Origin of the sequence: Methylobacterium sp. Leaf123, assembly GCF_001423405.1 — a bacterium.
Lineage (GTDB): Bacteria > Pseudomonadota > Alphaproteobacteria > Rhizobiales > Beijerinckiaceae > Methylobacterium.
In genome coordinates this window covers 302,735-325,187 of the sequence record NZ_LMNS01000036.1, presented here as the reverse complement: position 1 = coordinate 325,187, position 22,453 = coordinate 302,735, and the positions used below count along the sequence as shown (strand labels likewise).

Annotated in this window: 14 protein-coding genes; 12 read left to right on the top strand and 2 right to left on the bottom strand. The window is 70.6% G+C overall.

What is annotated here, in order from left to right; translation table 11 throughout:
• Positions 1-104: 104 nt before the first annotated feature.
• Together ASF53_RS18575 and ASF53_RS18570 are read right to left on the bottom strand one after the other, a co-directional pair.
• The gene (locus tag ASF53_RS18575) at positions 105-1,547 is read right to left on the bottom strand and encodes a sulfatase family protein (RefSeq protein ID WP_056201829.1); all 1,443 of its coding nucleotides are present in this window, start codon (positions 1,545-1,547) and stop codon (positions 105-107) included.
• 246 nt (positions 1,548-1,793) lie between these two features.
• Positions 1,794-4,958, bottom strand: coding sequence for an Rne/Rng family ribonuclease (locus ASF53_RS18570; RefSeq protein WP_056201825.1), 3,165 nt, complete (start codon positions 4,956-4,958; stop codon positions 1,794-1,796).
• Positions 4,959-5,623: 665 nt separating this feature from the next.
• Here ASF53_RS18570 and ASF53_RS18565 point away from each other — a divergent pair.
• From ASF53_RS18565 to ASF53_RS18510, 12 genes are all read left to right on the top strand, one after another.
• The gene (locus ASF53_RS18565) at positions 5,624-5,809 is read left to right on the top strand and encodes a hypothetical protein (protein ID WP_056202067.1); all 186 of its coding nucleotides are present in this window, start codon (positions 5,624-5,626) and stop codon (positions 5,807-5,809) included.
• Between the two features lie 140 nt (positions 5,810-5,949).
• On the top strand, positions 5,950-7,275 hold the full coding sequence (locus ASF53_RS18560) for an N-acetylmuramoyl-L-alanine amidase (protein ID WP_056201822.1): 1,326 nt from the start codon (positions 5,950-5,952) through the stop codon (positions 7,273-7,275).
• Between the two features lie 144 nt (positions 7,276-7,419).
• Positions 7,420-9,837 (top strand): penicillin-binding protein 1A, encoded by a 2,418-nt coding sequence (locus ASF53_RS18555; protein ID WP_056201819.1) that lies wholly within the window; start codon positions 7,420-7,422, stop codon positions 9,835-9,837.
• Between the two features lie 313 nt (positions 9,838-10,150).
• Positions 10,151-11,263 (top strand): dimethylsulfone monooxygenase SfnG, encoded by a 1,113-nt coding sequence (gene sfnG, locus ASF53_RS18550; RefSeq protein ID WP_056201816.1) that lies wholly within the window; start codon positions 10,151-10,153, stop codon positions 11,261-11,263.
• 184 nt (positions 11,264-11,447) lie between these two features.
• Positions 11,448-12,707 carry an SfnB family sulfur acquisition oxidoreductase gene (locus ASF53_RS18545; RefSeq protein ID WP_056201813.1) on the top strand — a complete coding sequence of 420 codons (1,260 nt, stop codon included), beginning with the start codon at positions 11,448-11,450 and terminating at the stop codon, positions 12,705-12,707.
• Positions 12,708-12,861: 154 nt separating this feature from the next.
• Positions 12,862-13,512: an aldehyde dehydrogenase iron-sulfur subunit PaoA gene (paoA, locus tag ASF53_RS18540; protein ID WP_056202064.1), complete on the top strand. Its 651-nt coding sequence runs from the start codon at positions 12,862-12,864 to the stop codon at positions 13,510-13,512.
• 12 nt (positions 13,513-13,524) lie between these two features.
• Positions 13,525-14,499, top strand: a complete 975-nt coding sequence (locus tag ASF53_RS18535) for an FAD binding domain-containing protein (protein WP_056201811.1) — start codon at positions 13,525-13,527, stop codon at positions 14,497-14,499.
• 26 nt (positions 14,500-14,525) lie between these two features.
• The gene (locus ASF53_RS18530) at positions 14,526-16,763 is read left to right on the top strand and encodes a xanthine dehydrogenase family protein molybdopterin-binding subunit (protein ID WP_056201808.1); all 2,238 of its coding nucleotides are present in this window, start codon (positions 14,526-14,528) and stop codon (positions 16,761-16,763) included.
• Between the two features lie 127 nt (positions 16,764-16,890).
• Positions 16,891-17,145: a hypothetical protein gene (locus tag ASF53_RS18525; protein ID WP_056201805.1), complete on the top strand. Its 255-nt coding sequence runs from the start codon at positions 16,891-16,893 to the stop codon at positions 17,143-17,145.
• Positions 17,146-17,417: 272 nt separating this feature from the next.
• Entirely contained in the window at positions 17,418-18,245 is an 828-nt protein-coding gene (locus ASF53_RS18520) for an FAD binding domain-containing protein (protein WP_056201801.1), read from the top strand.
• On the top strand, positions 18,242-20,971 hold the full coding sequence (locus tag ASF53_RS18515) for a molybdopterin-dependent oxidoreductase (protein WP_056201798.1): 2,730 nt from the start codon (positions 18,242-18,244) through the stop codon (positions 20,969-20,971). Before ASF53_RS18520 ends, ASF53_RS18515 begins: the two co-directional genes overlap by 4 nt.
• Before the next feature lie 74 nt (positions 20,972-21,045).
• On the top strand, positions 21,046-22,386 hold the full coding sequence (locus ASF53_RS18510; RefSeq protein ID WP_056201795.1) for an NCS2 family permease: 1,341 nt from the start codon (positions 21,046-21,048) through the stop codon (positions 22,384-22,386).
• Positions 22,387-22,453 lie beyond the last annotated feature (67 nt).

Sequence of the window (22,453 nt, the reverse complement as noted above, 5' to 3'; positions counted from 1 at the left end):
CCGATCGGAAGAAGTGCCGGGAGTCACAGCGGATAGGTTGCGAACCCGATCGACGCGCGACGGAGCGAGCCCTCCGGCAAGGTGCTGCCCCTCGAACCGCCGCCTCAGCGCGCCGCCTCTCCGCCGACGGCCGGCGGGGCAGGTGTGCGCGTCGGGGGCTGCACGCCGAAATGGTCTGCGAGTTGGGCCCCGTTGTAGGTCTCGGAGAAGATGTCCGGCTTTTCCGGCAGCATGGTCTCGTTCCAGGCCTGCCATGCGGCCTGGAGACGGGCGAAATCCTCCGGCCGGCGGTTCTTCAGGTTCGCGCGCTCCAGGGGGTCGGCGGCGACGTCGAACAGGAAGGTGTTGTCGCGGATCTTGAGGTACTTGAGGTCGCCATCGCGCAGGACGGCCTGCGCGTTGGCGCGGTAGCGCCAGTGGAAGCGGCGCGGGGTCTCCGGCGCCTGTCCGGTCAGGATCGGCAGGAGGTCGATCCCATCGGAGGGGTAGGCCGGATCGGGCGCGGCGCCAGCCGCGGCGAGGAGCGTCGGCAGCCAGTCCATGGTGATCATCGTCTGCGCCGAGACCGCGCCCTGGGGCAGGCGGCGCGGCCAGGAGAGCACGGCCGGGACGCGTAGGCCGCCCTCCAGCAGCTCGGTCTTGCGCCCGCTGAACGGCCACGTGTCGGAGAAGCGCTCGCCGCCATTGTCGCTCGTGAACACCACGATCGTGTCCTGCGCCACGCCCGCGGCCTCGAGCGCGTCGAGCACGCAGCCGATTTCGCGATCCATCTCGGTGACGATGCGCCGGTAGGTCTCCTGGGTGCCGCCGTCGAAATGGCGCAGGTTGCTCCCGGCGATGCGGCGCGATTCCGCCTCGTCGTCCGGCGTCTCCCAGGGCCAGTGCGGCGCGTTGAAGTGCAGGCTGAGGAAGAACGGTTGCCCGCCGCGGGCGAGCGCCGTGACGGTCTCGACGGCGCGCTGGCCGAGGAGGTGGGTGACGTAGCCGGATTGCTCGACCGGCACGTCGCCGTCCCACAGGTCCGGCTTGTCGTCGGTGCCGCGGTGGCTGAAATAGTCGATGGTGCCGCCGCGGAAGCCCCAGAAGCTGTCGTAGCCCCGCTGGAGCGGGCCGAATTCCTGCACGCTGCCGAGATGCCACTTGCCCACCAGGGCCGTGCGGTAGCCGGCCCGGCGCAGAAGGCCGGGCAGGGTCGGGTGATCCGCCGGGATGCCGCCGGTGAAGCGGGTCGTCACCGGCTCTTGGAGACCGACCGGCAGGCGGTACTGGTAGCGCCCGGTGATCAGCGCCGTGCGCGTGGCCGAGCAGACCGACGAATTGGCGTAGCCTTGGGTGAAGCGAATGCCCCGTGCCGCGATCCGATCGACATGCGGGGTCACGAGATCCGGCCGGCCGTAGCACCCGACATCGGCGTAGCCGAGGTCGTCCGCCATGATGAAGACGATGTTCGGCCGCGTTGCCGCCCGCGCCTGTCGCCCTGCGGTCATCACCGCTGCCGTCCCGGCCGCCGCACTCCGCAGCACCCGCCTGCGCGTCATATTCGCCATGTGGCCCTCCGTCGTTCGGCGGACCAGTAAACCAACACATGTTGGATCGCAGCCGCGCGGCCTGTCAGGCCCCGCGCATCTGTCACTGCCGCATCCGGCCCTTCCCGACGGTGGGCACGGGCTCGTCTTTCGCGTTCCAACGCCCCCCTGATGCGCACAACGGGGCCCGGCTGAGCCGGACCCCGTTTTGCAAGCGTCAAGACGCGTCCGGAGCCGTGCGCGGGATCACGAACCCCGCGCCGCGTCTCACTCGCCCGACAAGGCGGCCTTGGTGCGCGACCACCAACCGGCCCGCTTGGGACGGTTCGGGTCCGGCGGCGTCAGCACCACCGCGACGGGCTCCGGCGCGGGCTCGGCATTGGCCGGACTGGGTGCTGCCGCCTCGGTCGCGGCCTCGGCGAAGGCCGCGACCTGGATCGGCTCGACTTCCGGGGCGGGAACGACCGGCGGCGGCTCGGCCGCGGCGCCGTTCTCGGCGGCGAGCGAAACGGTGCTCACATCGGCCTCGCTGAACGGCTCCTCGGGGCCGACCGGCAGGGTATCGGTGGCCGTCTCCTCGGGATGCGCTTCAGAATACGCCTCGGACTCCTCCGTGGCCCGCACCTCGCCGGCCTCGTCCGCGTCGGAATCCTGATCGGAATCCGAACGGCCATTGCGCTCGGTCCGGCCACGGCCGCGACCGCCCCGGCGCCCGCGGCGACGGCGGCGTCCGTTGGCGTCCTCGCCATTGGCGTCGGTCGCGTCCGAAGCGGTCTCGTCCGGCTCGGACGCGGCGCCGAGCGCCGCCTCGGCGGTCTCCGGCTCGGAATCGGACGACTCGTCGCCATCCTCCGCACCGTCCTCGGACCCGTCCTCGCCGTCGGTCCCGTCCTCGTCCCGCGCGCGGGCCTCGCCCTCACCGGAGGTGCGACCCCCGCGGCGGCGGCGGCGGCGACGGCGGCGGCCACCGCCCTCCTCGGACGCGTCGGCGGCGGGGCGTTCCTCGGAGCCGCCCTCGGCCTCCGCTTCGATTTCGGTCTCGACCTCTTCGGTCTCCTGGCTCTCGACCGCCTCGTCCTCGAACTCCTCGGCCTCGTAGACCGGCGAGATCGCCACGGCGCGCACGCCCGTCACCGGGCCCTCGTGCTTCACCGCCGGCTCACCGCGTTCGAGCTGGAAGGCGGAGGTCGCCACGAGCCGGTCGTCGGCGGAGATGGTGATCGTGACCGAGAAGCGCTGCTCGAGATCGAAGAGATGGGCCCGCTTCTGGTTGAGGATGTAGAGCGCCGTCTCGGTGCGGGTGCGCAGCACGACGTTGTGGCTCGCCGACTTGAGCAGCACTTCCTCGATCGAGCGCAGGATGTGCAGCGCCACCGAGGAGGTCGCCCGCACGAAGCCCGAGCCGCCGCAATGGGCGCAGGGGATCGAGGAGGATTCGAGCACGCCGGTGCGGATGCGCTGGCGGCTCATCTCGAGCAGGCCGAAGGGCGAGATCCGCCCGACCTGGATGCGCGCCCGGTCGTTCTTGAGCGCCTCGTTCAGGCGCTTCTCCACTGCCCGGTTGTTGCGCTTCTCCTCCATGTCGATGAAGTCGATCACGACGAGGCCGGCCAGATCGCGCAGACGCACCTGGCGGGCGACCTCTTCGGCCGCCTCGAGGTTCGTCTTGAGCGCGGTGTCCTCGATGTCGTGCTCGCGGGTGGCGCGGCCGGAGTTCACGTCGACCGAGACCAGCGCCTCGGTCGGGTTGATGACGAGGTAGCCGCCCGAGCGCAGGGCCACGTGGGTCGAGAACATCGCGTCGAGCTGCTGCTCGACGCCGTAGCGGGCGAAGATCGGCGTCGTGTCGCGGTAGGGCTTCACGACCTTGGACTGGTCGGGCATCAGCATCCGCATGAAGTCCTTGGCCTCGCGGTAGGCGTCCTCGCCCGAGACCAGAACCTCGTCGAGATCCTTGTTGTAGAGGTCGCGGATCGCCCGCTTGATCAGCGAGCCCTCCTCGTAGACCAGGGCCGGAGCCGTCGAGGTCAGCGTCAGCTCGCGCACGCTCTCCCACAGGCGCATCAGGTACTCGAAGTCGCGCTTGATCTCGGGCTTGGTGCGCGAGGCGCCGGCCGTGCGCAGGATGATCCCCATCCCATCCGGCACGTCGAGATCGGCGACCACGTCCTTGAGGCGCTTGCGGTCGGCCGCCGAGGTGATCTTGCGCGAGATGCCGCCGCCCCGTCCGGTGTTGGGCATCAGCACCGAGTAGCGGCCGGCGAGCGACAGGTAGGTGGTCAGCGCCGCGCCCTTGGTGCCGCGCTCTTCCTTGACGACCTGGACGAGGATGATCTGGCGGCGCTTGATCACCTCCTGGATCTTGTAGTGGCGGCGATAGGCGCGCGGACGCTCGGGGATCTCGGCGAGCGCATCGCCCGAACCGCCGACCTGCGCGACGCGCGGCTCGCCGTCCTCGGATTCCTCGTCGTCGTCCTCGTCGTCCGAATCCTCGTCGGAATCTTCGTCCTCGGACTCGTCGTCCTCATCCTCGTCGTCGGACTCGTCTTCGTCCGAGTCCTCGTCGTCGGTCTCGGCGTCCTCGTCGGAATCCGTCTCGGATTCCTCGACCTCGGCCTGGGAGACCGGCGCGCTGGCGGCGACAGGCTGCGGCTCGACCGTCTCCGCCTCAGCGGAATTGGCCTCGGCGGGAGCAGCCTCGACGGGCGCGGACTCGGACGATTCCGCGGCCTCGACGGGCGGGTTCAGCGCCTCGGAGATCGCGGCGATGTCGGAGGGCTCGACCGCGGCGGCTTCGTCAGCCGAAGACTCACCGGCGGCGATGCCGGGCTCCGGCGCCGCCTCGGGCAGGCTCGCGGAGGCATCGCCGCCGGCCTCGACCGGTGCGGATGCCGCCTCGCTGTGCTCCTCGTTCCGCTCTTCGACGAGAGCGGACCGCACCGCCTCGATCGCCTCCGGTGCCGGCGCGTCGGCGGCTTGGCCCTCACCGGGGATCGCGTCGTTCTCGGAGACGGCGTCGGACGCGGCCTCTTGTGACTTCACCGTGTCGTCGGGGCGCGAACCGCGGGCCTCGGCCCGGCGCCCACGCGAGCGGCGGCCCCGCGGCGGACGGCGCTCCTCGCGCTCGCGGTGCTCCTCTTCCTCGCGCGCCTCGGCCTCGATCAGCGCGAGGCGGTCGGCCATCGGGATCTGGTAGTAGTCGGGGTGGATTTCGTTGAAGGCGAGGAAGCCGTGGCGGTTGCCGCCGTACTCGACGAAGGCCGCCTGGAGCGACGGCTCCACGCGGGTGACCTTGGCGAGATAGATGTTGCCCCTCAGAGGCCGGCGGTTGGCCGCCTCGAAATCAAATTCCTCGACCCGCGAGCCTTGGACTGTGACGACCCGGGTCTCCTCCGGATGCATCGCATCGATGAGCATCTTGTTGTTGGCCATGACGTGCTTTCGACATGGCGGCAGACGTCGTTCTCCTCACGCTCGCGCCGCTTGGTCCCGGCGGCGCCGCCCCCGGCCTGCGGGCCGGAAGGAGATGGGCGCGTGCCGGCCTCGTCGCCGAGGTCGCGGTGGATGCGGGGAGGGGATTGCCGTCAACCGCCTTGACGCGCCGGGCATCGGCGCGGTGGGGGTTGAACAGGGCCGGGGCGACGGAAGGGGCGAGGCGACGCGAAAACCGCGCGCCTTCGGCACGAGCAGCGGCAACCGATGCTGTGCGTCCTCCCATCCTGATCCGGCCTCGCGAAGATGGTGGGCCGGCAAGCGGCCCGTACAGATTTCATGGGCACGACCGCCCCGGAATGATCGGGAGGCCGCGAATGCCGTGACACCCGCCCGGATGCCGGGAGGCGCCGACTGACGCTGCTGATTCGAGCGAGGTGGGCGCCGACATGCCCCGGGCGCGCCCGGGGGCCGCCGAAGCGCCAACCCGGGAATGGGGTCGATATCATTACAGAGTGTCGCGGGAGAATTGCAAGGGTTCCGTATGACGGCCTTCGGCACTTCGTCAGGCCAGCGCGCCCTCGCGCGCACGTTCCCGTGAACCGGAGGCCGCCCTGCAGGCTTGAACCCGGCGAAACCCGTCGGATGGCAGGGAGGACTTGGCGGTGTCGCTTCCGGATCAATCGCTCGCCGCGGTCGCGGCGGAGGGGCGCCAAGCCCGCTACCGGGGCGACCCGGCCACGGCCAACCCGCATCCGGAGGGCTCGGACGCCCATGCCGTCTGGCAGCGGGCCTGGGAAATGCCCGACGGCGAGAGGGCGGAACGGGAAGCCCCCGACAGCCGCGCCTGACGCGTCGGCCAAGGGCACTCCGGCGGCGGTGTCGCCCTCGCACAACAGCGTCACCGGGATCGGCGGGGGCGAAGTGAGGAACGGTTAACCATCTCGGCCGTATCTCGTATCGGAGGCTTCCCCGGACCCTTGGCCGCCCGATGCCGCACAGCACCCGCCTGCCCCGCACCGGACTCGTCCGCCCCATCGCCGCCCTCGGGCTGGCGGGCGGCCTGGTCCTGGCTGCCAGCGTCCTGGCCGCCGGCCCTGCGCCGGCTCAGGACGGCCCCGGCAGCGCGCAGCCCGGCGGCGCGGCGGTGGCGATCGCCGCCGAGACCGCGACGCGGGACGGAACGACCCGGCTCACCCTCACCCTGTCGAAGGCGATCGAGGCCCGCGCCTTCGTCATGGAGCGGCCGGACCGGGCGGTGATCGACCTGCCCGAGGTCAACTTCCAGCTCGATCAGGAGCCGGGCAAGATGAGCAGCCGCAAGCGGGACGGCGCCATCGCCTCGTTCCGCTACGGCCTGTTCGCCCCGGGCCGCTCGCGCATCGTGGTCGATCTCGCCGGGCCCGCCGTGGTCGAGGCGATCGAGACCACGAAGACCCGCGAGGGCGCGGTGCTGGTCTCGATTCCCTTCCGCAAGGTCGATCGCGACACCTTCCGCAAGGCGGCGGTGGCGGGCGATCCGAGCCCGGCCGCCGCGGGCAAGGCCGCGCCCGTGCGCGAGATCGCCGACACGCGCCCGCTCATCGTCATCGATGCCGGCCATGGCGGCACCGATCCGGGGGCGATCGCCGCCACGGGGGTGTTCGAGAAGGACATCGTGTTCGGCTTCGCCCAATCCTTTGCCGAGCGCCTGGAAGCCTCCGGCCGCTACCGCCTGCTGATGACCCGCGACCGCGACGTGTTCGTGCCGCTGGCCGAGCGGGTGCGCATCGCCCGCGACGCCAAGGCCGACCTGTTCGTCTCGATCCATGCCGATTCGATCTCGGCCGCGCCCCAGGTGAAGGGCGCCACGATCTATACCGGCTCGGAGCGGGCGACCGACGGCGAATCCGCCCGGCTCGCCGAGCGCGAGAACCGGGCCGACGCCGCCGCCGGCACTGAATCCGGCGAGGCCCCGGCGGAGGTCGCGGACATCCTCCAGGAACTGACCCTGCGCGAGACCCGCGGCTTCTCCTCGGGCTTTGCCGGCCGGCTGATGGGCCAGCTCTCCCCGGTGATGGAGATGAGCACGAAGCCCCACCGCGAGGCCGGCTTCAAGGTGTTGCGCTCACCCGACGTGCCCTCCGTGCTGATCGAACTCGGCTACCTGTCGAGCAAGAGCGACCTGGAGAAGCTGCAATCGGAGGAATGGCGCATGCGGGTGACGGGTTCGATGGCCAAGGCCGTGGACCTGTTCTTCTCCGGCCGGGCGACGCTTTCGCGCCCCGGCCCGTTCGCGCCGAAGCGCTCGGCGGCCATCGCCCCAGTTTCACCATAGAGCCGGTGTCGATACGGGGCTCGACGAGCCCCCCGTCCGCCTGACAAGAGGCGCGGCCGCGCGGGGCCTCACCAGAGCCCGCGGCAGGCCCTCGCGCCCGGCCTTCATCGGCGCGCAGCGGACGAGCGACGGAACGGACCCCGGATGCGTTTCATCCTGCGATTCTTCGCCTTCCTGTTCTCGGCCGGTGCGGTGGTGTTCTGCCTCGCCGCCGCGGTCGGCGCGTTCTTCTACTGGAAGTACAGCCAGGACCTGCCCGACCACGCCGCGCTCGCCAATTACGAGCCGCCGGTGATGACCCGTGTCCACGCGGCGGACGGCTCGCTTCTGGCCGAATACGCCCATGAGCGGCGCCTCTACCTGCCGATCCAGGCGATGCCGAAGATCGTCGTGGCGGCCTTCCTCTCGGCCGAGGACAAGAACTTCTACAAGCACGGCGGCATCGACCCCGAGGGCATCGTGCGTGCGGTGCTCACCAACGCCCAGTCCGGCAAGAAGCAGGGCGCCTCGACCATCACCCAGCAGGTGGCCAAGAACTTCCTGCTCTCGGCCGAGCAGACCTATGACCGCAAGATCAAGGAAGCGCTGATCGCGCTGCGGATCGAGTCGGCCTACTCCAAGGACAAGATCCTCGAACTCTACCTCAACGAGATCTTTTTGGGGACGATCGTCCCGGGCCGCAACCTGCATGGCGTTGCGGCCGCGGCCTTGGATTACTTCGGAAAATCCGTCCACGAGCTGACGATCAACGAGGCGGCCTATCTCGCCGCCCTGCCCAAGGGGCCGAACAACTACCACCCCTATCGGCGCACGCAGCAGGCGCTGGCGCGGCGCAACGAGATCATCGGCCTGATGGCCCAGAACGGCTACATCACCGCCGAGGAGGGCACCGAGGCCAAGAAGCAGCCCCTCGGCGTCAACCCGCGCGTCGCCTTCCCGAACGCGGCCAACGCCAACTACTTCACCGAAGAAGTCCGCCGCGAGATTTCCGAGCGCTACGGCCAGAGCAAGCTCTACGAGGGCGGCCTCTCGGTGCGCGCCACCCTCGACCCGAAGATGCAGGCCTGGGCGCGCAAGGCGTTCATCGACGGCCTCGTGCGCTACGATCAGGGCCGCGGCTGGCGCGGCGCCGAACACAAGGTCGATCTCACCGGCCGCGACTGGGGCTTGGCGGTGGCCGAGATGCCCGCGCTCGGCGACATCGCGCCCTGGCGGCTCGCCGTGGTGCTCAACACCAATGGCGGCGTGGCGCAGATCGGGCTCCAGCCCAAGCGCGAGGCCGGCGGCGCCCTCTCGAAGGAGCGCGAGACCGGCGCGATCACCGCCGAGGGCGTGAAGTGGACCGGCCGCGCCGTCGCCGCCGCGGTCAAGCCCGGCGACGTGGTCTATGTCGAGGCGATCGATCCGGCCAAGGGCACCTACCGCCTGCGCCAGAAGCCCGAGGTGTCCGGCGCCATCGTCGCGATGGACCCCTATACCGGCCGCGTTCACGCCATGGTCGGCGGGTTCTCGTATGAGGAATCCGAGTTCAACCGCGCGACCCAGGCGATGCGCCAGCCCGGCTCCTCGTTCAAGCCGATCGTCTACTCGGCGGCGCTCGACAACGGCTACACCCCGTCCTCGGTGGTGCAGGATGCGCCGATCACCATCGAGGCCGGCCCCGGCCAGGAGGCGTGGTCGCCCTCGAACTACGACGGCAAGTCCGGTGGTCCGCACACCCTGCGCTACGGCATCGAGCACTCGAAGAACCTGATGACGGTGCGGCTGGCCAAGGATATCGGCATGCCGCTGATCGCCGAGTATTCCCGCCGCTTCGGCGTCTATGACGACCTGCTGCCCGTGCTGCCGATGTCGCTCGGGGCCGGCGAGACCACGGTGATGCGCATGGTCACCGCCTATTCGATGCTCGCCAATGGCGGGCGCCGCATCCGCCCGACGCTGATCGACCGCATTCAGGACCGCACCGGCGAGACGATCTACCGCCACGACAACCGCAAATGCGTCGGCTGCGACGCGGAGAAGTGGTCGGGCCAGGACGAGCCCAAGCTCGTGGACGAGTCCGAGCAGGTGCTCGACCCGCTCACCGCCTACCAGATGGTCTCGATCATGGAGGGCGTGGTCCAGCGCGGCACCGCGACCCTGCTCAAGCAGATCGGCAAGCCGCTCGCGGGCAAGACCGGCACGACGAACGACGCCAAGGATGCGTGGTTCGTGGGCTTCTCGCCCGATCTCGCGGTCGGCGTCTATCTCGGCTTCGACAAGCCGCGCTCGCTCGGCGACCGGGCGACCGGCGGCGGGCTCGCCGCCCCGATCGTCCTCGACTTCCTGAAGGTCGCGCTCAAGGACAAGCCGCCGACCCCGTTCCGCGTGCCGGCGGGGATCAAGCTGATCCGCGTCAACGCGTCGTCGGGCACCCGCGCCGGCTCGGGCGAGGGCGGCGGCACCATCCTGGAGGCGTTCAAGCCCGGCACCGCCCCGCCGGATTCCTACGTCGCCCCGTCCGCCCCCGCCGCGGTGCCGCCCGATGCGGGCGCCGCCGCCCAGGCCGGCGGGGTCTACTGAAGACCCGCCACCCCGATCCGCGATCGACCGAGAGCCGCCCCCCACCGGGGCGGCTCTTTTCGTTTCGGCAGGCCCGCGCGGCGTTTTCGCGGGCCGCGCGGGCGGATCGTATTCAACGAAAACGTTCTTCGCTCGGATGGCGCAGAGCGAAGAACAAGCTTTCACGATGAGCTGAAAAAACGCCCGATCATTCCTTTGACGGCAGGCTATTCTGCGGCGATCATCTGACACAACGAGATGATGAATCAATAAAACCAAACATCATCTCAAACCACGTCAGATCAACGCTTCTCAGAGCGAGCGCCGCGCCACCATGTCCGTCCGGAACGCATCCTCTTCGCCCGAGCCGATCCGCTTCGCCTATTGGGTGCCCAACGTCTCGGGCGGCCTCGTCATCAGCAAGATCGAGCAGCGCACGAGTTGGGACGCGGAGTATAATCGCAAGCTCGCGCAGATCGCGGAGGCGGCGGGCTTCGACTACGCGCTGACCCAGATCCGCTTCACGGCCGGCTACGGCGCCGAGTACCAGCACGAATCGGTCGCCTTCAGCCACGCGCTGGCTGCCGCCACGACCCGGCTGACGGTGATCGCCGCGATCCTCCCCGGCCCCTGGAACCCGACCCTGGCGGCCAAGCAGATCGCCACGATCTCCCAGCTCACGGAGGGGCGGATCGCGGTCAACGTCGTCTCGGGCTGGTTCTCCGGCGAGTTCCGGGCGATCGGCGAGCCCTGGCTCGACCATGACGAGCGCTACCGCCGTTCGGAGGAGTTCATCCGGAGCCTGCGCGGGATCTGGACGCAGGACGCCTTCAACTTCCGTGGCGATTTCTACCGCTACACGAACTACACCCTGAAGCCGAAGCCGGGGCCGAACCTGCCGGAGATCTTCCAGGGCGGCTCCTCGCGCGCCGCCCGCGACATGGCCGCCCGCGTCTCCGATTGGTACTTCACCAACGGCAACACCCCGGAAGGCGTGCGGGCCCAGGTCGCGGATCTGCGCGCCAAGGCGCAGGCGAACGGCCATTCCGTGAAGGTCGGCGTCAACGCCTTCGTCATCGCCCGCGAGACGGAGGAGGAGGCCCGCGCCGTCCTTCAGGAGATCATCGAGAACGCCGATCCGGAGGCGGTGAAGGCCTTCGGCCACGAGGTGAAGAACGCCGGCAAGGCCTCCCCCGAGGGCGAGGGCAACTGGGCGAAATCGAGCTTCGAGGATCTCGTCCAGTACAATGACGGCTTCAAGACCAACCTGATCGGCACGCCCGACCAGATCGCCGAGCGCATCCTCGCGCTCAAGGATGCCGGCGCCGATCTCGCCTTGCTCGCCTTCCTGCATTTCCAGGAGGAGGTGCAGTATTTCGGCGAGCAGGTGATCCCGCGGGTCCGCGCGCTGGAAGCCGCCCGCGAGCGCCGCGCCGAGGCGGCCTGACCCTCACGCTCGTCCCACCCCCATCCTCATCCTGAGGTGCTGCGCAGCAGCCTCGAAGGATCCTCCAGATCCCACGCGATACTTGGAGGATCCTTCGAGGGCGACGCTTCGCGCCGCCACCTCAGGATGAGGGGGAGGGCGGGATCGATCCCTTCCGATCCCCTCTCGCTTCGGAGACCGCTCCATGACCATCGCCGTCAATCCCACCACGGCCGAGGCCGGCAGCCGGCCGCAGGGGGTGCCGGGGCCCGCGCGCCCCGCGACCCCGGCCCACGTCATCCGCGACGACGCCGAGGCGATCCGCATCGCCCACGACCTCGCCAAGCAGTTCCGCAAGGGCGCCTCGGAGCGCGACCGCACCAATGCCCGCCCGCTCGCCGAACTCGACGCCTTCTCCCAGAGCGGCCTGTGGTCGATCAACGTGCCGCGGGCCCATGGCGGGCCGGAGGTCTCCTACAAGACGCTGGCGCAGGTGATCGCGATCATCGCCGCGGCCGACCCCTCCATCGCGCAGATCGCGCAGAACCATCTCGGCATCGTCGCGGCGATCCGCACGGTGTCCGACCCCGAGCAGCAGGCGCTTCTGTTCGCGGAGGTTCTGAAGGGCACCCGCTTCGGCAACGCCTTCTCGGAGCGCGGCACCAAGCGCGCCGCCGAGTTCGAGACCCGCTTCACCGATCACGGCGACCACGTCATCGTGCGCGGCCGGAAGTTTTACTCCTCCGGTGCGCTGCTCGCCCATCTCGTGCCGATCGTCGCCCTCGATGCGGAGGGCCGCGCTTGGTACGCCATCGCCGAGCGCGATGCGCCGGGCCTCACCGTGATCGACGACTGGTCGGCCTTCGGCCAGCGGGGAACGGCGAGCGGCACCGTCATCATCGAGGATGTGCGGGTGGAGAAGAGCCACCTCGTGCCGGGCTACTACGCCTACGAATCGCCGCGGGCGGACGGCGCCATCTTCCAGGTCATCCAGGCGGCGGTCGATGCCGGGATCGGCCGCGAGGCGCTCGATGACACGATCGACTTCGTGCGCGAGAAGGCGCGCCCCTGGATCGACAGCGGGGCCGAGCGGGCCTCCGACGACCCCTACACCATCCGCACCATCGGCGACCTGACGATCCGCCAGCACGCGGCGGAAGCCCTGCTCGACCGGGCGGGGCTGGCCATCGACGCCGCGCTGGTCAACCCGACGGCCGAGAGCGTGGCCGCGGCCCAGATCGCGGTCGCCGAGGCCAAGGTGCTGACGACCGAGACCGCGCTCGCGGCCGCCAACACCCTGTTCGAACTCTCCGGCACCCGCTCGACGCTCGCCGAGCACAATCTCGACCGCCACTGGCGCAACGCCCGCACCCACACGCTCCACGACCCCGTTCGCTGGAAATACGCGATCATCGGCAACCACGCGCTGAACGGCGTGAACCCGCCGCTCCACGCCTGGAGCTGAGGCCGCCGCTCCGCCGGGCGAACCGCGCCGCTGCGCCATAGCGGCGCGGCTCGGATCAACCGCGACGCCCGTTGGGTTCAGCCTGTCAGTTTTCGATCCATTCCAGACTGGCCGCCACCCGCGGCCGGTCCGGATGCGCGGGACGACAGGCCTGATGACGGACCATTCGACGAGAGACCGGCGTTTCGATCCATCGCGCCGGACGGTGATGGGGAGCTGCGCCGCCCTGGCGACGCTCGGCGCCTCCCTGCGCGGCCGGGCGGAGGCCGCCCCGGCGGCGGTCGATCCGCAGCCGCAGACCATGCCGGTCTCGCTCGAGATCAACGGCACTCGCCACGACCTCACCCTCGACACCCGCACCACCCTGCTCGACGCGTTGCGCGAGCATCTCGACCTCAACGGTTCGAAGAAGGGCTGCGATCACGGCCAGTGCGGCGCCTGCACGGTGCTGGTGAACGGCCGGCGCATCAATTCCTGCCTCTCGCTCGCGGTCATGCACGAGGGGGACAGCGTCACCACCATCGAGGGGCTGGCGGACGGCGACAGCCTGCACCCGCTCCAGGCCGCTTTCCTGCACCATGACGGCTACCAGTGCGGCTACTGCACGCCGGGCCAGATCTGCTCCGCCGCCGGCATGCTCTCGGAGGTCGAGGCCGGCTGGCCGAGCCATGTCACCGACGATCTCACCCGGAAGGCCTCGCTCACGGACGAAGAGATCCGCGAGCGGATGAGCGGCAACATCTGCCGCTGCTCGGCCTATCCCAACATCGTCGCGGCGATCCGCGACGCCAGCACCAAGATCTGAGGGGGCGGGATCATGAAGGCTTTCGCCTACGAGCGCCCCGCCACGGTTCAGGACGCGGCGCGGCTCGCCGCCGAGCGGCCCAGCGCCCGCTTCATCGCCGGCGGCACCAACCTGCTCGACCTGATGAAGCTTCAGATCGAGACGCCCGCGACCCTGATCGACGTCAACCGCCTGCCGCTGGCCGAGGTGACCGAGACGGAGGAGGGCGGCCTGCGCATCGGCGCGCTGGTGCGCAATTCCGATCTCGCCGCGCATCCGCGGGTGCGGACGGATTACGCGGTTTTGGGCAAGGCCCTGCTCGCGGGCGCCTCGGGCCAGTTGCGCAACAAGGCCACCACCGCCGGCAACCTGCTCCAGCGGACGCGCTGCTACTATTTCTATGACACGACCAAACCCTGCAACAAGCGCGAGCCGGGCTCGGGCTGCGCGGCCATCGGCGGGTTCAACCGGATCATGGCGGTGCTCGGGGCGAGCGATTCCTGCATCGCCACCAATCCCTCCGACATGAACGTGGCGATGCGCGTCCTCGACGCCACCGTCGAGACGGTCGATCCGCAGGGCGCGCGGCGCAGCATTCCCATCGCCGCGTTCCACCGCCTGCCCGGCGACACGCCGCAAATCGAGACCGATCTCAAGCCCGGTGAACTCATCACCGCCGTGACGCTGCCGAAGCCGGTCGAGGGTGTGCATCTCTACCGCAAGGTCCGCGACCGGGCGTCCTATGCCTTCGCCACGGTGTCGGTGGCCGCGATCATCGCGAAAGGCGAGGGCGGCAAGCCGAGGCTGGCCAAGCTCGCCTTCGGTGGGCTGGCCCACAAGCCCTGGCGGGTCCAGGCGGCGGAGGCCGCTTTGGTCGAGACCGGCTCGGCCGATGCTGCCGCCGACCGGGTGCTGGACGGCGCCCGCGGCCAGGGCTCCAACGACTTCAAGATCCCGCTCACCCGCCGGACGCTCCGCGCGACCGTCGCCGAAGCCCTTCGCGCCTGACCCTTTCGCGTCCGAGGACATCCGCAATGGACATGAACCAGCCGATCGGCGCGACGCCCCTCGACGGCAAGCCGGACGGGCTCGTCGGCCGCCCCATCGACCGCATCGACGGGCGCCTCAAGGTCACGGGCCGCGCGCCCTACGCCTACGAGACCCGCGACCTGAAGAACCCGGCCTACGGCTTCCTCGTCGAGGCCGGCATCGCCAAGGGCCGCATCCGCAGCCTCGACGTCTCGGCGGCCAAGCGCGCGCCGGGCGTGCTCCTCGTGATGACCCACGAGAACGTGCCGGAGCAGGGCGAGAAGAAGGAGCAGGTCTACCCGCAATTGCAGGGCACCGAGATCCGCTTCCACGGCCAGCCCATCGCCTTCGTCGTCGCGCAGAGCTTCGAGCAGGCCCGCGCGGCGGCCGCCCTCGTGCGGGCCGAGTACGATGTGCAGACGCCCGAGGCCTCGCTGAAGGCGGCCCGGCCGAATGCCGTCGAGCCGAAGCCGGCGCAGACGCCGCCCGATTCGGAGCTCGGCGATTTCGATGGCGCCTTCGCCAGCGCCCCGGTGACGCTCGACGTGGAATACACCACGCCGGTGCAGATCCACGCGCAGATGGAGCCGCACGCCACCATCGCCTCCTGGGAGGCGGGGCCGGATGGCGACCGGGTGACCCTGTTCACCGCCAACCAGATGCTCAACCGTGGCCAGACCTCGCTGGCCTCGGTGCTGAAGCTGAAGCCGGAGAACGTGCGGCTCGTCTCGCACTATATCGGCGGCGGGTTCGGCTCGAAGCTTCAGCCGCAGCCCGAGGCGATCCTGTCCGCTTTGGCCTCACGGAGTCTCAAGCGCCCGGTGAAGGTCGCGCTGACCCGCCAGCAAGAATTCCACGTCGCGACCCACCGCACCGACACGATCCAGCGCATCCGGCTCGGCGCCGACGAGACCGGCCGGCTCACCGCGATCGCCCACGAATCCTGGTCCGCCACCGCACCGGGGGACGTGTTCTACGAGACCTCCGCCGTCGTCACCCGCTCGCTCTACGCGGCGCAGAACCGCCTGACCCGGCACCGGCTCGCCAACCTCAACGTCCCCATCGCCTCCGCCATGCGAGCGCCGGGCGAGGCGGTCGGCCAGCTCGCCTTCGAGTGCGCCATGGACGAATTGGCCGAGCACCTGAAGATCGATCCGATCGAGCTGCGCATCCGCAACGAGCCGGAGCAGGATCCGGAGAAGAAGGTGCCCTTCTCCACCCGCCAACTCGTCGCCTGCATGCGCGAGGGGGCGCAGCGCTTCGGCTGGGACAAGCGCGGCGCCACGGGCGCGACCCGTGACGGGCAGTGGCTCGTCGGCATGGGCATGGCGGCGGCCTCGCGGCTCAATCCGCTGATGCCCTCGCAGGCGGGCGTGCGGCTCAACCCCGACGGCACGCTCACGGTGCGGATGGCGATGACCGATATCGGCACCGGCACCTACACCATCCTGGCCCAGATCGCGGGCGAGATGATGGGCCTGCCGATCGAGCGCATCCATGTCGAGATCGGCGACACCGCCTATCCGAAGGCGGCCGGCTCCGGCGGCTCGTTCGGCGCGGGCTCGGCCGGCTCGGCGCTCTACGTGGCCTGCGACAACCTCCGCCAAGCCCTGCTGCAATCGGCCGGCATGAACGCGGAGGGCGCGACCTTCTCGGAAGGCCGCGTCACCTCCGGCAACCGCTCGGAGGCGCTGGCGGATCTGGCCGGGGCGCAGGGCGTCGAGGCCAAGGGCGAGATCAAGCCCGGCGCGATGAAGGAGAAATACTCGCAGCACTCCTTCGGCGCGCATTTCGCCGAAGTCGGGGTCGATGCGGATACCGGCGAGATCCGCCTGCGGCGGATGCTCGGCGTGTTCACCGGCGGGCGCATCCTCAACCAGAAGACCGCCCGCTCCCAGGCGCTCGGCGGCATGATCTTCGGCATCGGCGCCGCCTTGATGGAGGCCGCCGAGACCGACACCCGCTACGGCTACTTCGTGAACCACGATCTGGCCGAGTACCACGTGCCCGCCCATGCCGACGTGCCGGCCATCGACGCCGTGTTCCTGCCCGAACTCGACGACAAGGCGAACCCGCTGAAGAGCAAGGGGCTCGGCGAGGTCAGCATCTGCGGCGCCGGGGCGGCCCTGGCCAACGCCGTCTACAACGCCACCGGCCTGCGCATCCGCGACTACCCGCTGACGCTCGACAAGGTGATCGACGGCTGGAACGAGCGGGAGGGCGCGGCCCAGCGCCGGACCTGACTTTTCAGCTCACTCAGACATAGGTGGCACCCGGATTGCGGATGGTGATCCGGGTGCCCACCTCGACCGGAAACCGCCCTTCGACCCATCTCCGAGGCCGATCCTGGCCGGAACGAGGTCCTCACCCATGGCCCGTTTTCCGATCCTCGCCGCGCTCGTCCTCGGTAGCGTCACTCTTGCTGGCGCCGCGACGGCGCAGGCCCTCCCGAACGACGAGGCCTCGGTGCGTTACCGGCAGCTCATCCAGCAGCTTCCGCCCTCCGAGCGCCCGCGTCCGCACGACCCGCGCTGGACCACGAACGGGCTCAGCCCCAGCACCGGCCGCTTCGGCCTGCCGCTGTCCGGCCCGGCCGCCCGCGGCGGGATGACGGCCATTCGCTGAGCGGCCGGGCCGGCTCGGCGTCGGACATCCCGCGCGCGCCCTCATCCTGAGGTGGCGGCGCGCAGCGGCGCCCTCGAAGGATCCTCCAGATCCCTGAAAGCTCCTTCGAGGCCGCGACGCGGTACCTCAGGATGAGGGGTAGGGTTAGGAAAACACGTCCCGCACAGGATGCAGGGACGGGGTTTCCCCTGCAACCGCCCCTTGCCCGTGCCCATCCCCGCTGGCAGGCTCCTTGCTGAGCGTCCGGGACAAGGGGCGTCGGCGGGTGGGCGATGGATCTCAACACGGTCGAGGCGGTCATCCGGCCGGGCATGCGCTCGGAACTCCCGGCTTGGCGGCCGGGGGATGCGTGGCTCGGCGGCGGGACGTGGCTGTTCTCCGAACCGCAACCGGCCCTGCACCGGCTGGTCGATCTCGCCGGCCTCGGCTGGGCGCCGCTCACGGTGACGGAGGCGGGCCTCACGATCGCCGCCACCTGCACCATCGCGGAGCTGAACCGCTTCACGCCCCCCGCCGCCTGGACCGCCGCCGGGCTGATCGGCCCGTGCTGCCGGGCGCTGCTCGGCTCGTTCAAGATCTGGAACCTCGCCACCGTCGGCGGCAATCTCTGCCTCGCGCTCCCCGCCGGGCCGATGATCGCGCTCACGGCCGCCCTCGACGGCACGTGCACGCTGTGGACGCCCGAGGGCGACGAGCGGCCGCTCAGCGTGCTCGATTTCGTGCGCGGCCCGCAGGAGACGGCGTTGCGGCCGGGTGAAATCCTTCGCAGCATCACCCTCCCCACCGCCGCCCTGACCCGCCGCGCCGCCTCCCGGCGGATCTCGCTCACCCCCGGCGGACGCTCGGGCGCCTTCGTCATCGGCACCCGCGACGCGGACGGCACCTTCGCGCTCACCATTACCGCCGCCGTGCGCCGCCCGGTGCGGATCGCGTTTCCGAGGATGCCGGACGAGGGCGACCTGCGCGCCGCGCTCGATGAGGCCATCACCGACGCGACGCTCTTCGACGACATCCACGGCGCGCCGGCCTGGCGCCGCCACATGACGGGGGCGTTCGCCCTCGCCATCCGCGACGAACTCGCCAGGGAGGGCGTTTCGTGAGGCTCACCGTCAACGGCCTGACCCAGGAGGCGGCCCCGCGGCCGGGCCAGTGCCTGCGCACCGCCTTGCGCGATCTCGGCTGGTTCGGCGTCAAGAAAGGCTGCGACGCGGGCGATTGCGGCGCCTGCACCGTCCATCTCGACGGCGCGCCGGTCCATTCCTGCCTCATGCCCGCCTTCCGGGCGGAGGGGCGCAGCGTCACCACCATCGAGGGCCTCTCCGGCCCCTGCACGCCCGGCGAGGGCGTGCCGGCGGAATGTCACCCGATGCAGGCGGCATTCCTGGCCGCCCAAGGCTTCCAGTGCGGCTTCTGCACGCCCGGCATGATCATGACGGCCGCCGCCCTCGACGGGGGCCAGCGGCAGGATCTCGATACGGCGCTGAAGGGCAATCTCTGCCGCTGCACCGGCTATCGGGCGATCCGCGACGCGGTGGCCGGAATCGCGCATGTCGATACGGGGGCCGAGGGCGATCCGATCGGCCGCAACCTGCCGGCGCCCGCCGCGGCCGAAGTGGTGAGCGGGCGCGCCCGCTTCACCTTCGACACGGCGGTGGAGGGCCTGCTGCACCTCAAGGTGCTGCGCTCGCCCCATCCCCATGCCCGCATCGTGAGCATCGACCGGACAGCCGCACTCGCTTTGCCCGGCGTGGTGGCGGTGTTTACGCATGCCGACGTGCCGCACCGCCGCTTCTCCACCGGCCGCCACGAGGACCCGCACGACGACGCGGCCGACACGCTGATCCTCGATTCCATCGTGCGCTTTGCCGGCCAGCGGGTGGCGGCGGTGGTGGCCGAGAGCGAGGCCGCGGCGGAAGCCGGCTGCGCCGCGCTCGTCGTGACCTACGAAATCCGCCCCGCCCTCATCGACCCGGCCCTCGCGCTCAGCCCGGACGCCCCCCTCGTCCATGATGGCGCCGACCGGCCCGGCGAGGACGCGCCCCCGCTCCATACCCATCCGAACCTCGCGGCGGAGGTCCACGGCGAGGTCGGCGACGTGGCGGCGGGCTTGGCGCAGGCCCACCACGTCTACGAGGGGGAGTTCCATTCGCAGCGGGTCCAGCACGTCCATCTGGAGACCCATGGCTGCCTCGGCCTCATCGATGCCGACGGGCGCCTGTCCTTGCGCAGCTCGACGCAGGTGCCGTTCCTGACCCGCGACGCGCTCTGCGCCCTGTTCGACCTTCCGCGGGAACGGGTGCGCGTCGCCTGCGCCCGCGTCGGCGGCGGTTTCGGCGGCAAGCAGGAGATGCTGACCGAGGATCTCGTGGCATTCGCCGTGCTGCGGCTCGGCCGCCCGGTGAAATGGGAGATGACCCGCCAGGAGCAGTTCATCGCCTCGACCACGCGCCACCCGATGCGGGTGCGGGTGCGGCTCGGCGCCACCCGCGACGGGCAGCTCACGGCCATGGCGCTGGACGTGCTCTCGAACACCGGCGCCTACGGCAACCACGCGGGCGGGGTGATCCACCACGGCTGCAACGAGGTGCTCTCCGCCTATACCTGCCCCAACAAGCGGGTCGATGGATACGCGGTCTACACCCACACCCTGCCAGCCGGGGCGTTCCGCGGCTACGGTCTCAGCCAGACCATCTTCGCCATGGAATCCGCCCTCGACGAGCTGGCGCGGATGGCGGGCCTCGACCCTTACGCCCTGCGCCGCCGCAACGCGGTCCGGCCCGGCGAGCCGATGATCTCCAACAGCCTGGAGCCGCACGACGTCACGTTCGGCTCCTACGGCCTCGACCAGTGCCTGAGCCTCGTCGAGGCGGCGATGAGGGATCCGGGCGCGGCGCCGCCGGGATCGGACTGGCGGGTCGGCACCGGCATGGCCATGGCGATGATCGACACGATCCCGCCGCGGGGCCACTTCGCCGAGGCGCGCCTGCGGCTGGAGGCCGACGGCCGCTACACCGCGCAGGTCGGCACCGCCGAGTTCGGCAACGGCACCACGACGGTCCACCGCCAGCTTGCGGCGAGCGCACTCGGCACCGATCCCGCGCGGGTGCGGGTCGTCGGCGCCGACACCGACGGCGTCGGGCACGATACCGGCGCCTATGGCAGCACCGGCACCGTGGTCGGCGGGCAGGCCGTCCTGAACGCGGCGCAGGCGCTCGCGCGGGCGGTCCTCGTCGCGGTTGCCGAACGGATGGGCGCCGATCCGTCCGCCTGCCGGCTCGCGGCGGATCGGGTCGAGACCCCGGCCGGGCCGGTGCCGCTCGCCGAACTCGGCCCCATCGAGGCGGAGGGCCGGGCCGATGGCAGCCCGCGCTCGGTCGCCTTCAACGTCCAGGCCTTTCGCGTGGCGGTGCATCCGCGAAGCGGCGAAGTGCGCATCCTCAAAAGCGTCCACGCGGCGGATGCCGGCCGCGTCATCAACCCGATGCAGTGCCGCGGGCAGATCGAGGGCGGCATCGCCCAGGCGCTCGGCGCCGCGCTCTCCGAGGAGGTGATCGTGGACGGCGCCGGCCAGGTGGTCACACAGAGCTTGCGCGGCTATCCCATCCCGGCCTGCGCCGCCGTGCCGGAGACGGAGGTGCTGTTCGCCGACACCCACGACCGGATCGGGCCGCTCGGCGCCAAGTCGATGAGCGAGGCGCCGTTCAACCCGGTCGCCGCCGCGCTGGCCAACGCCATCCGCGACGCCACCGGCGCGCGGCTCACCGCGACGCCCTTCCGGCCCGACCGGATTTTTGCGCCGATCATGGCGGCGATAGGAGCGGCGTGAAGGCGAGGGTGGGAGCAGCGCCCCTTCCGCTTGCCAGCCCCGGTTCCCCTCGATCGAACAGGCGCTGAACGACGATGGACATGAAGCGCGACCCGGCCGCCGCGCCGCCGAACCTGCTGGAACGCCTGTTCAAGCTGGAGGCGCACGGCACCACCGTGCGCACGGAGCTGCTGGCGGGGCTCACCACCTTCCTCACCATGGCCTACATCGTCTTCGTCAATCCGAGCATTCTCGCCGATGCCGGCATGCCGAAGGGCTCGGTCTTCGTGGCGACCTGCCTCATCGCCGCGCTCGGCTCGCTGGTGATGGCGTTCGTCGCCAACTGGCCGGTGGCGCTGGCGCCGGGGATGGGGCTCAACGCCTACTTCGCCTACGTCGTCGTGCAGGGCATGGGCTATACGTGGCAGGCGGCGCTCGGCGCGGTGTTCATCTCCGGCCTGTGCTTCCTCGCCGTGACGCTGACGGGCCTGCGCGGGATCATCGTCGCGGGCATCCCGCGTTCCATGCGCATCGCGCTCACCGTCGGCATCGGCCTGTTCCTCGCGATCATCGCGCTCAAGAATGCGGGCGTGGTGGCGGCCAACCCCGCCACCTTCGTCACGCTGGGTGATCTGCGCCAGCCCGGCACGGTGCTCGCCGCCCTCGGCTTCCTGATGGTGGCGGTGCTCTCGGCCCGGCGGATCAAGGCGGCGCTGCTCCTCACCATCCTGACGGTGACGGGCCTGAGCTTCGTCTTTGCCGGCAACGCCTTCCAGGGCATCGTCTCGGCGCCGCCCTCGCTGGCGCCGACGCTGTTTGCCCTCGACATCCCCGGCGCGCTGACCGGGGGGCTCGTCAACGTCATCCTCGTGCTGTTCCTCGTCGAACTGTTCGACGCCACCGGCACGCTGATGGCGGTGGCCAACCGCGCCGGGCTCCTGCCGGAATCGGGGCGCTCGGCCGCGCTCGACCGGGCGCTGATGGCCGATTCCGCGGCGATCTTTGCCGGCTCGCTGCTCGGCACGTCGAGCACCACCGCCTATCTCGAGAGCGCCGCAGGCGTGGAGGAGGGCGGGCGCACCGGACTCACCGCCGCGACCGTGGCCGTGCTGTTCCTGGCCTGCCTGTTCTTCGCGCCGCTCGCCGGCTCGGTGCCGGCCTACGCCACGGCGCCGGCCCTGTTCTACGTCGCCTGCCTGATGCTGCGCGAGCTGACCGCGCTCGATTGGGACGACCTCACCGAGGTGATCCCGGCCTGCGTCACCGCGCTCCTGATGCCGTTCACCTATTCCATCGCCAACGGCGTCGCCTTCGGCTTCATCACCTACGCCGTCCTGAAGGCGCTGACCGGGCGCGCCCGCGAGGTGAAGCCGGTGGTGTGGGTGATCGCGGCCGTGTTCCTGTTCAAGTTCGTCGAGAGCGGCGGCGCGCACTGATCGTTCCGCGGGCCGGACGGGGTTTTGTGAACACCCGATCGGTCGCCGCGCGGCCCGTGGCACGATC

Excerpts from the sequence above, each read along its gene's own strand:
- ASF53_RS18535 (WP_056201811.1), top strand. The coding sequence starts at position 13,525 with ATGAAGGCTTTCGCCTACGAGCGCCCCGCCACGGTTCAGGACGCGGCG.
- paoA (WP_056202064.1), top strand. The coding sequence starts at position 12,862 with ATGACGGACCATTCGACGAGAGACCGGCGTTTCGATCCATCGCGCCGG.
- ASF53_RS18520 (WP_056201801.1), top strand. The coding sequence starts at position 17,418 with ATGGATCTCAACACGGTCGAGGCGGTCATCCGGCCGGGCATGCGCTCG.
- ASF53_RS18560 (WP_056201822.1), top strand. The coding sequence starts at position 5,950 with ATGCCGCACAGCACCCGCCTGCCCCGCACCGGACTCGTCCGCCCCATC.
- ASF53_RS18510 (WP_056201795.1), top strand. The coding sequence starts at position 21,046 with ATGGACATGAAGCGCGACCCGGCCGCCGCGCCGCCGAACCTGCTGGAA.
- ASF53_RS18570 (WP_056201825.1), bottom strand. The coding sequence starts at position 4,958 with ATGGCCAACAACAAGATGCTCATCGATGCGATGCATCCGGAGGAGACC.
- ASF53_RS18525 (WP_056201805.1), top strand. The coding sequence starts at position 16,891 with ATGGCCCGTTTTCCGATCCTCGCCGCGCTCGTCCTCGGTAGCGTCACT.
- ASF53_RS18545 (WP_056201813.1), top strand. The coding sequence starts at position 11,448 with ATGACCATCGCCGTCAATCCCACCACGGCCGAGGCCGGCAGCCGGCCG.
- sfnG (WP_056201816.1), top strand. The coding sequence starts at position 10,151 with ATGTCCGTCCGGAACGCATCCTCTTCGCCCGAGCCGATCCGCTTCGCC.
- ASF53_RS18575 (WP_056201829.1), bottom strand. The coding sequence starts at position 1,547 with ATGGCGAATATGACGCGCAGGCGGGTGCTGCGGAGTGCGGCGGCCGGG.
- ASF53_RS18555 (WP_056201819.1), top strand. The coding sequence starts at position 7,420 with ATGCGTTTCATCCTGCGATTCTTCGCCTTCCTGTTCTCGGCCGGTGCG.
- ASF53_RS18530 (WP_056201808.1), top strand. The coding sequence starts at position 14,526 with ATGGACATGAACCAGCCGATCGGCGCGACGCCCCTCGACGGCAAGCCG.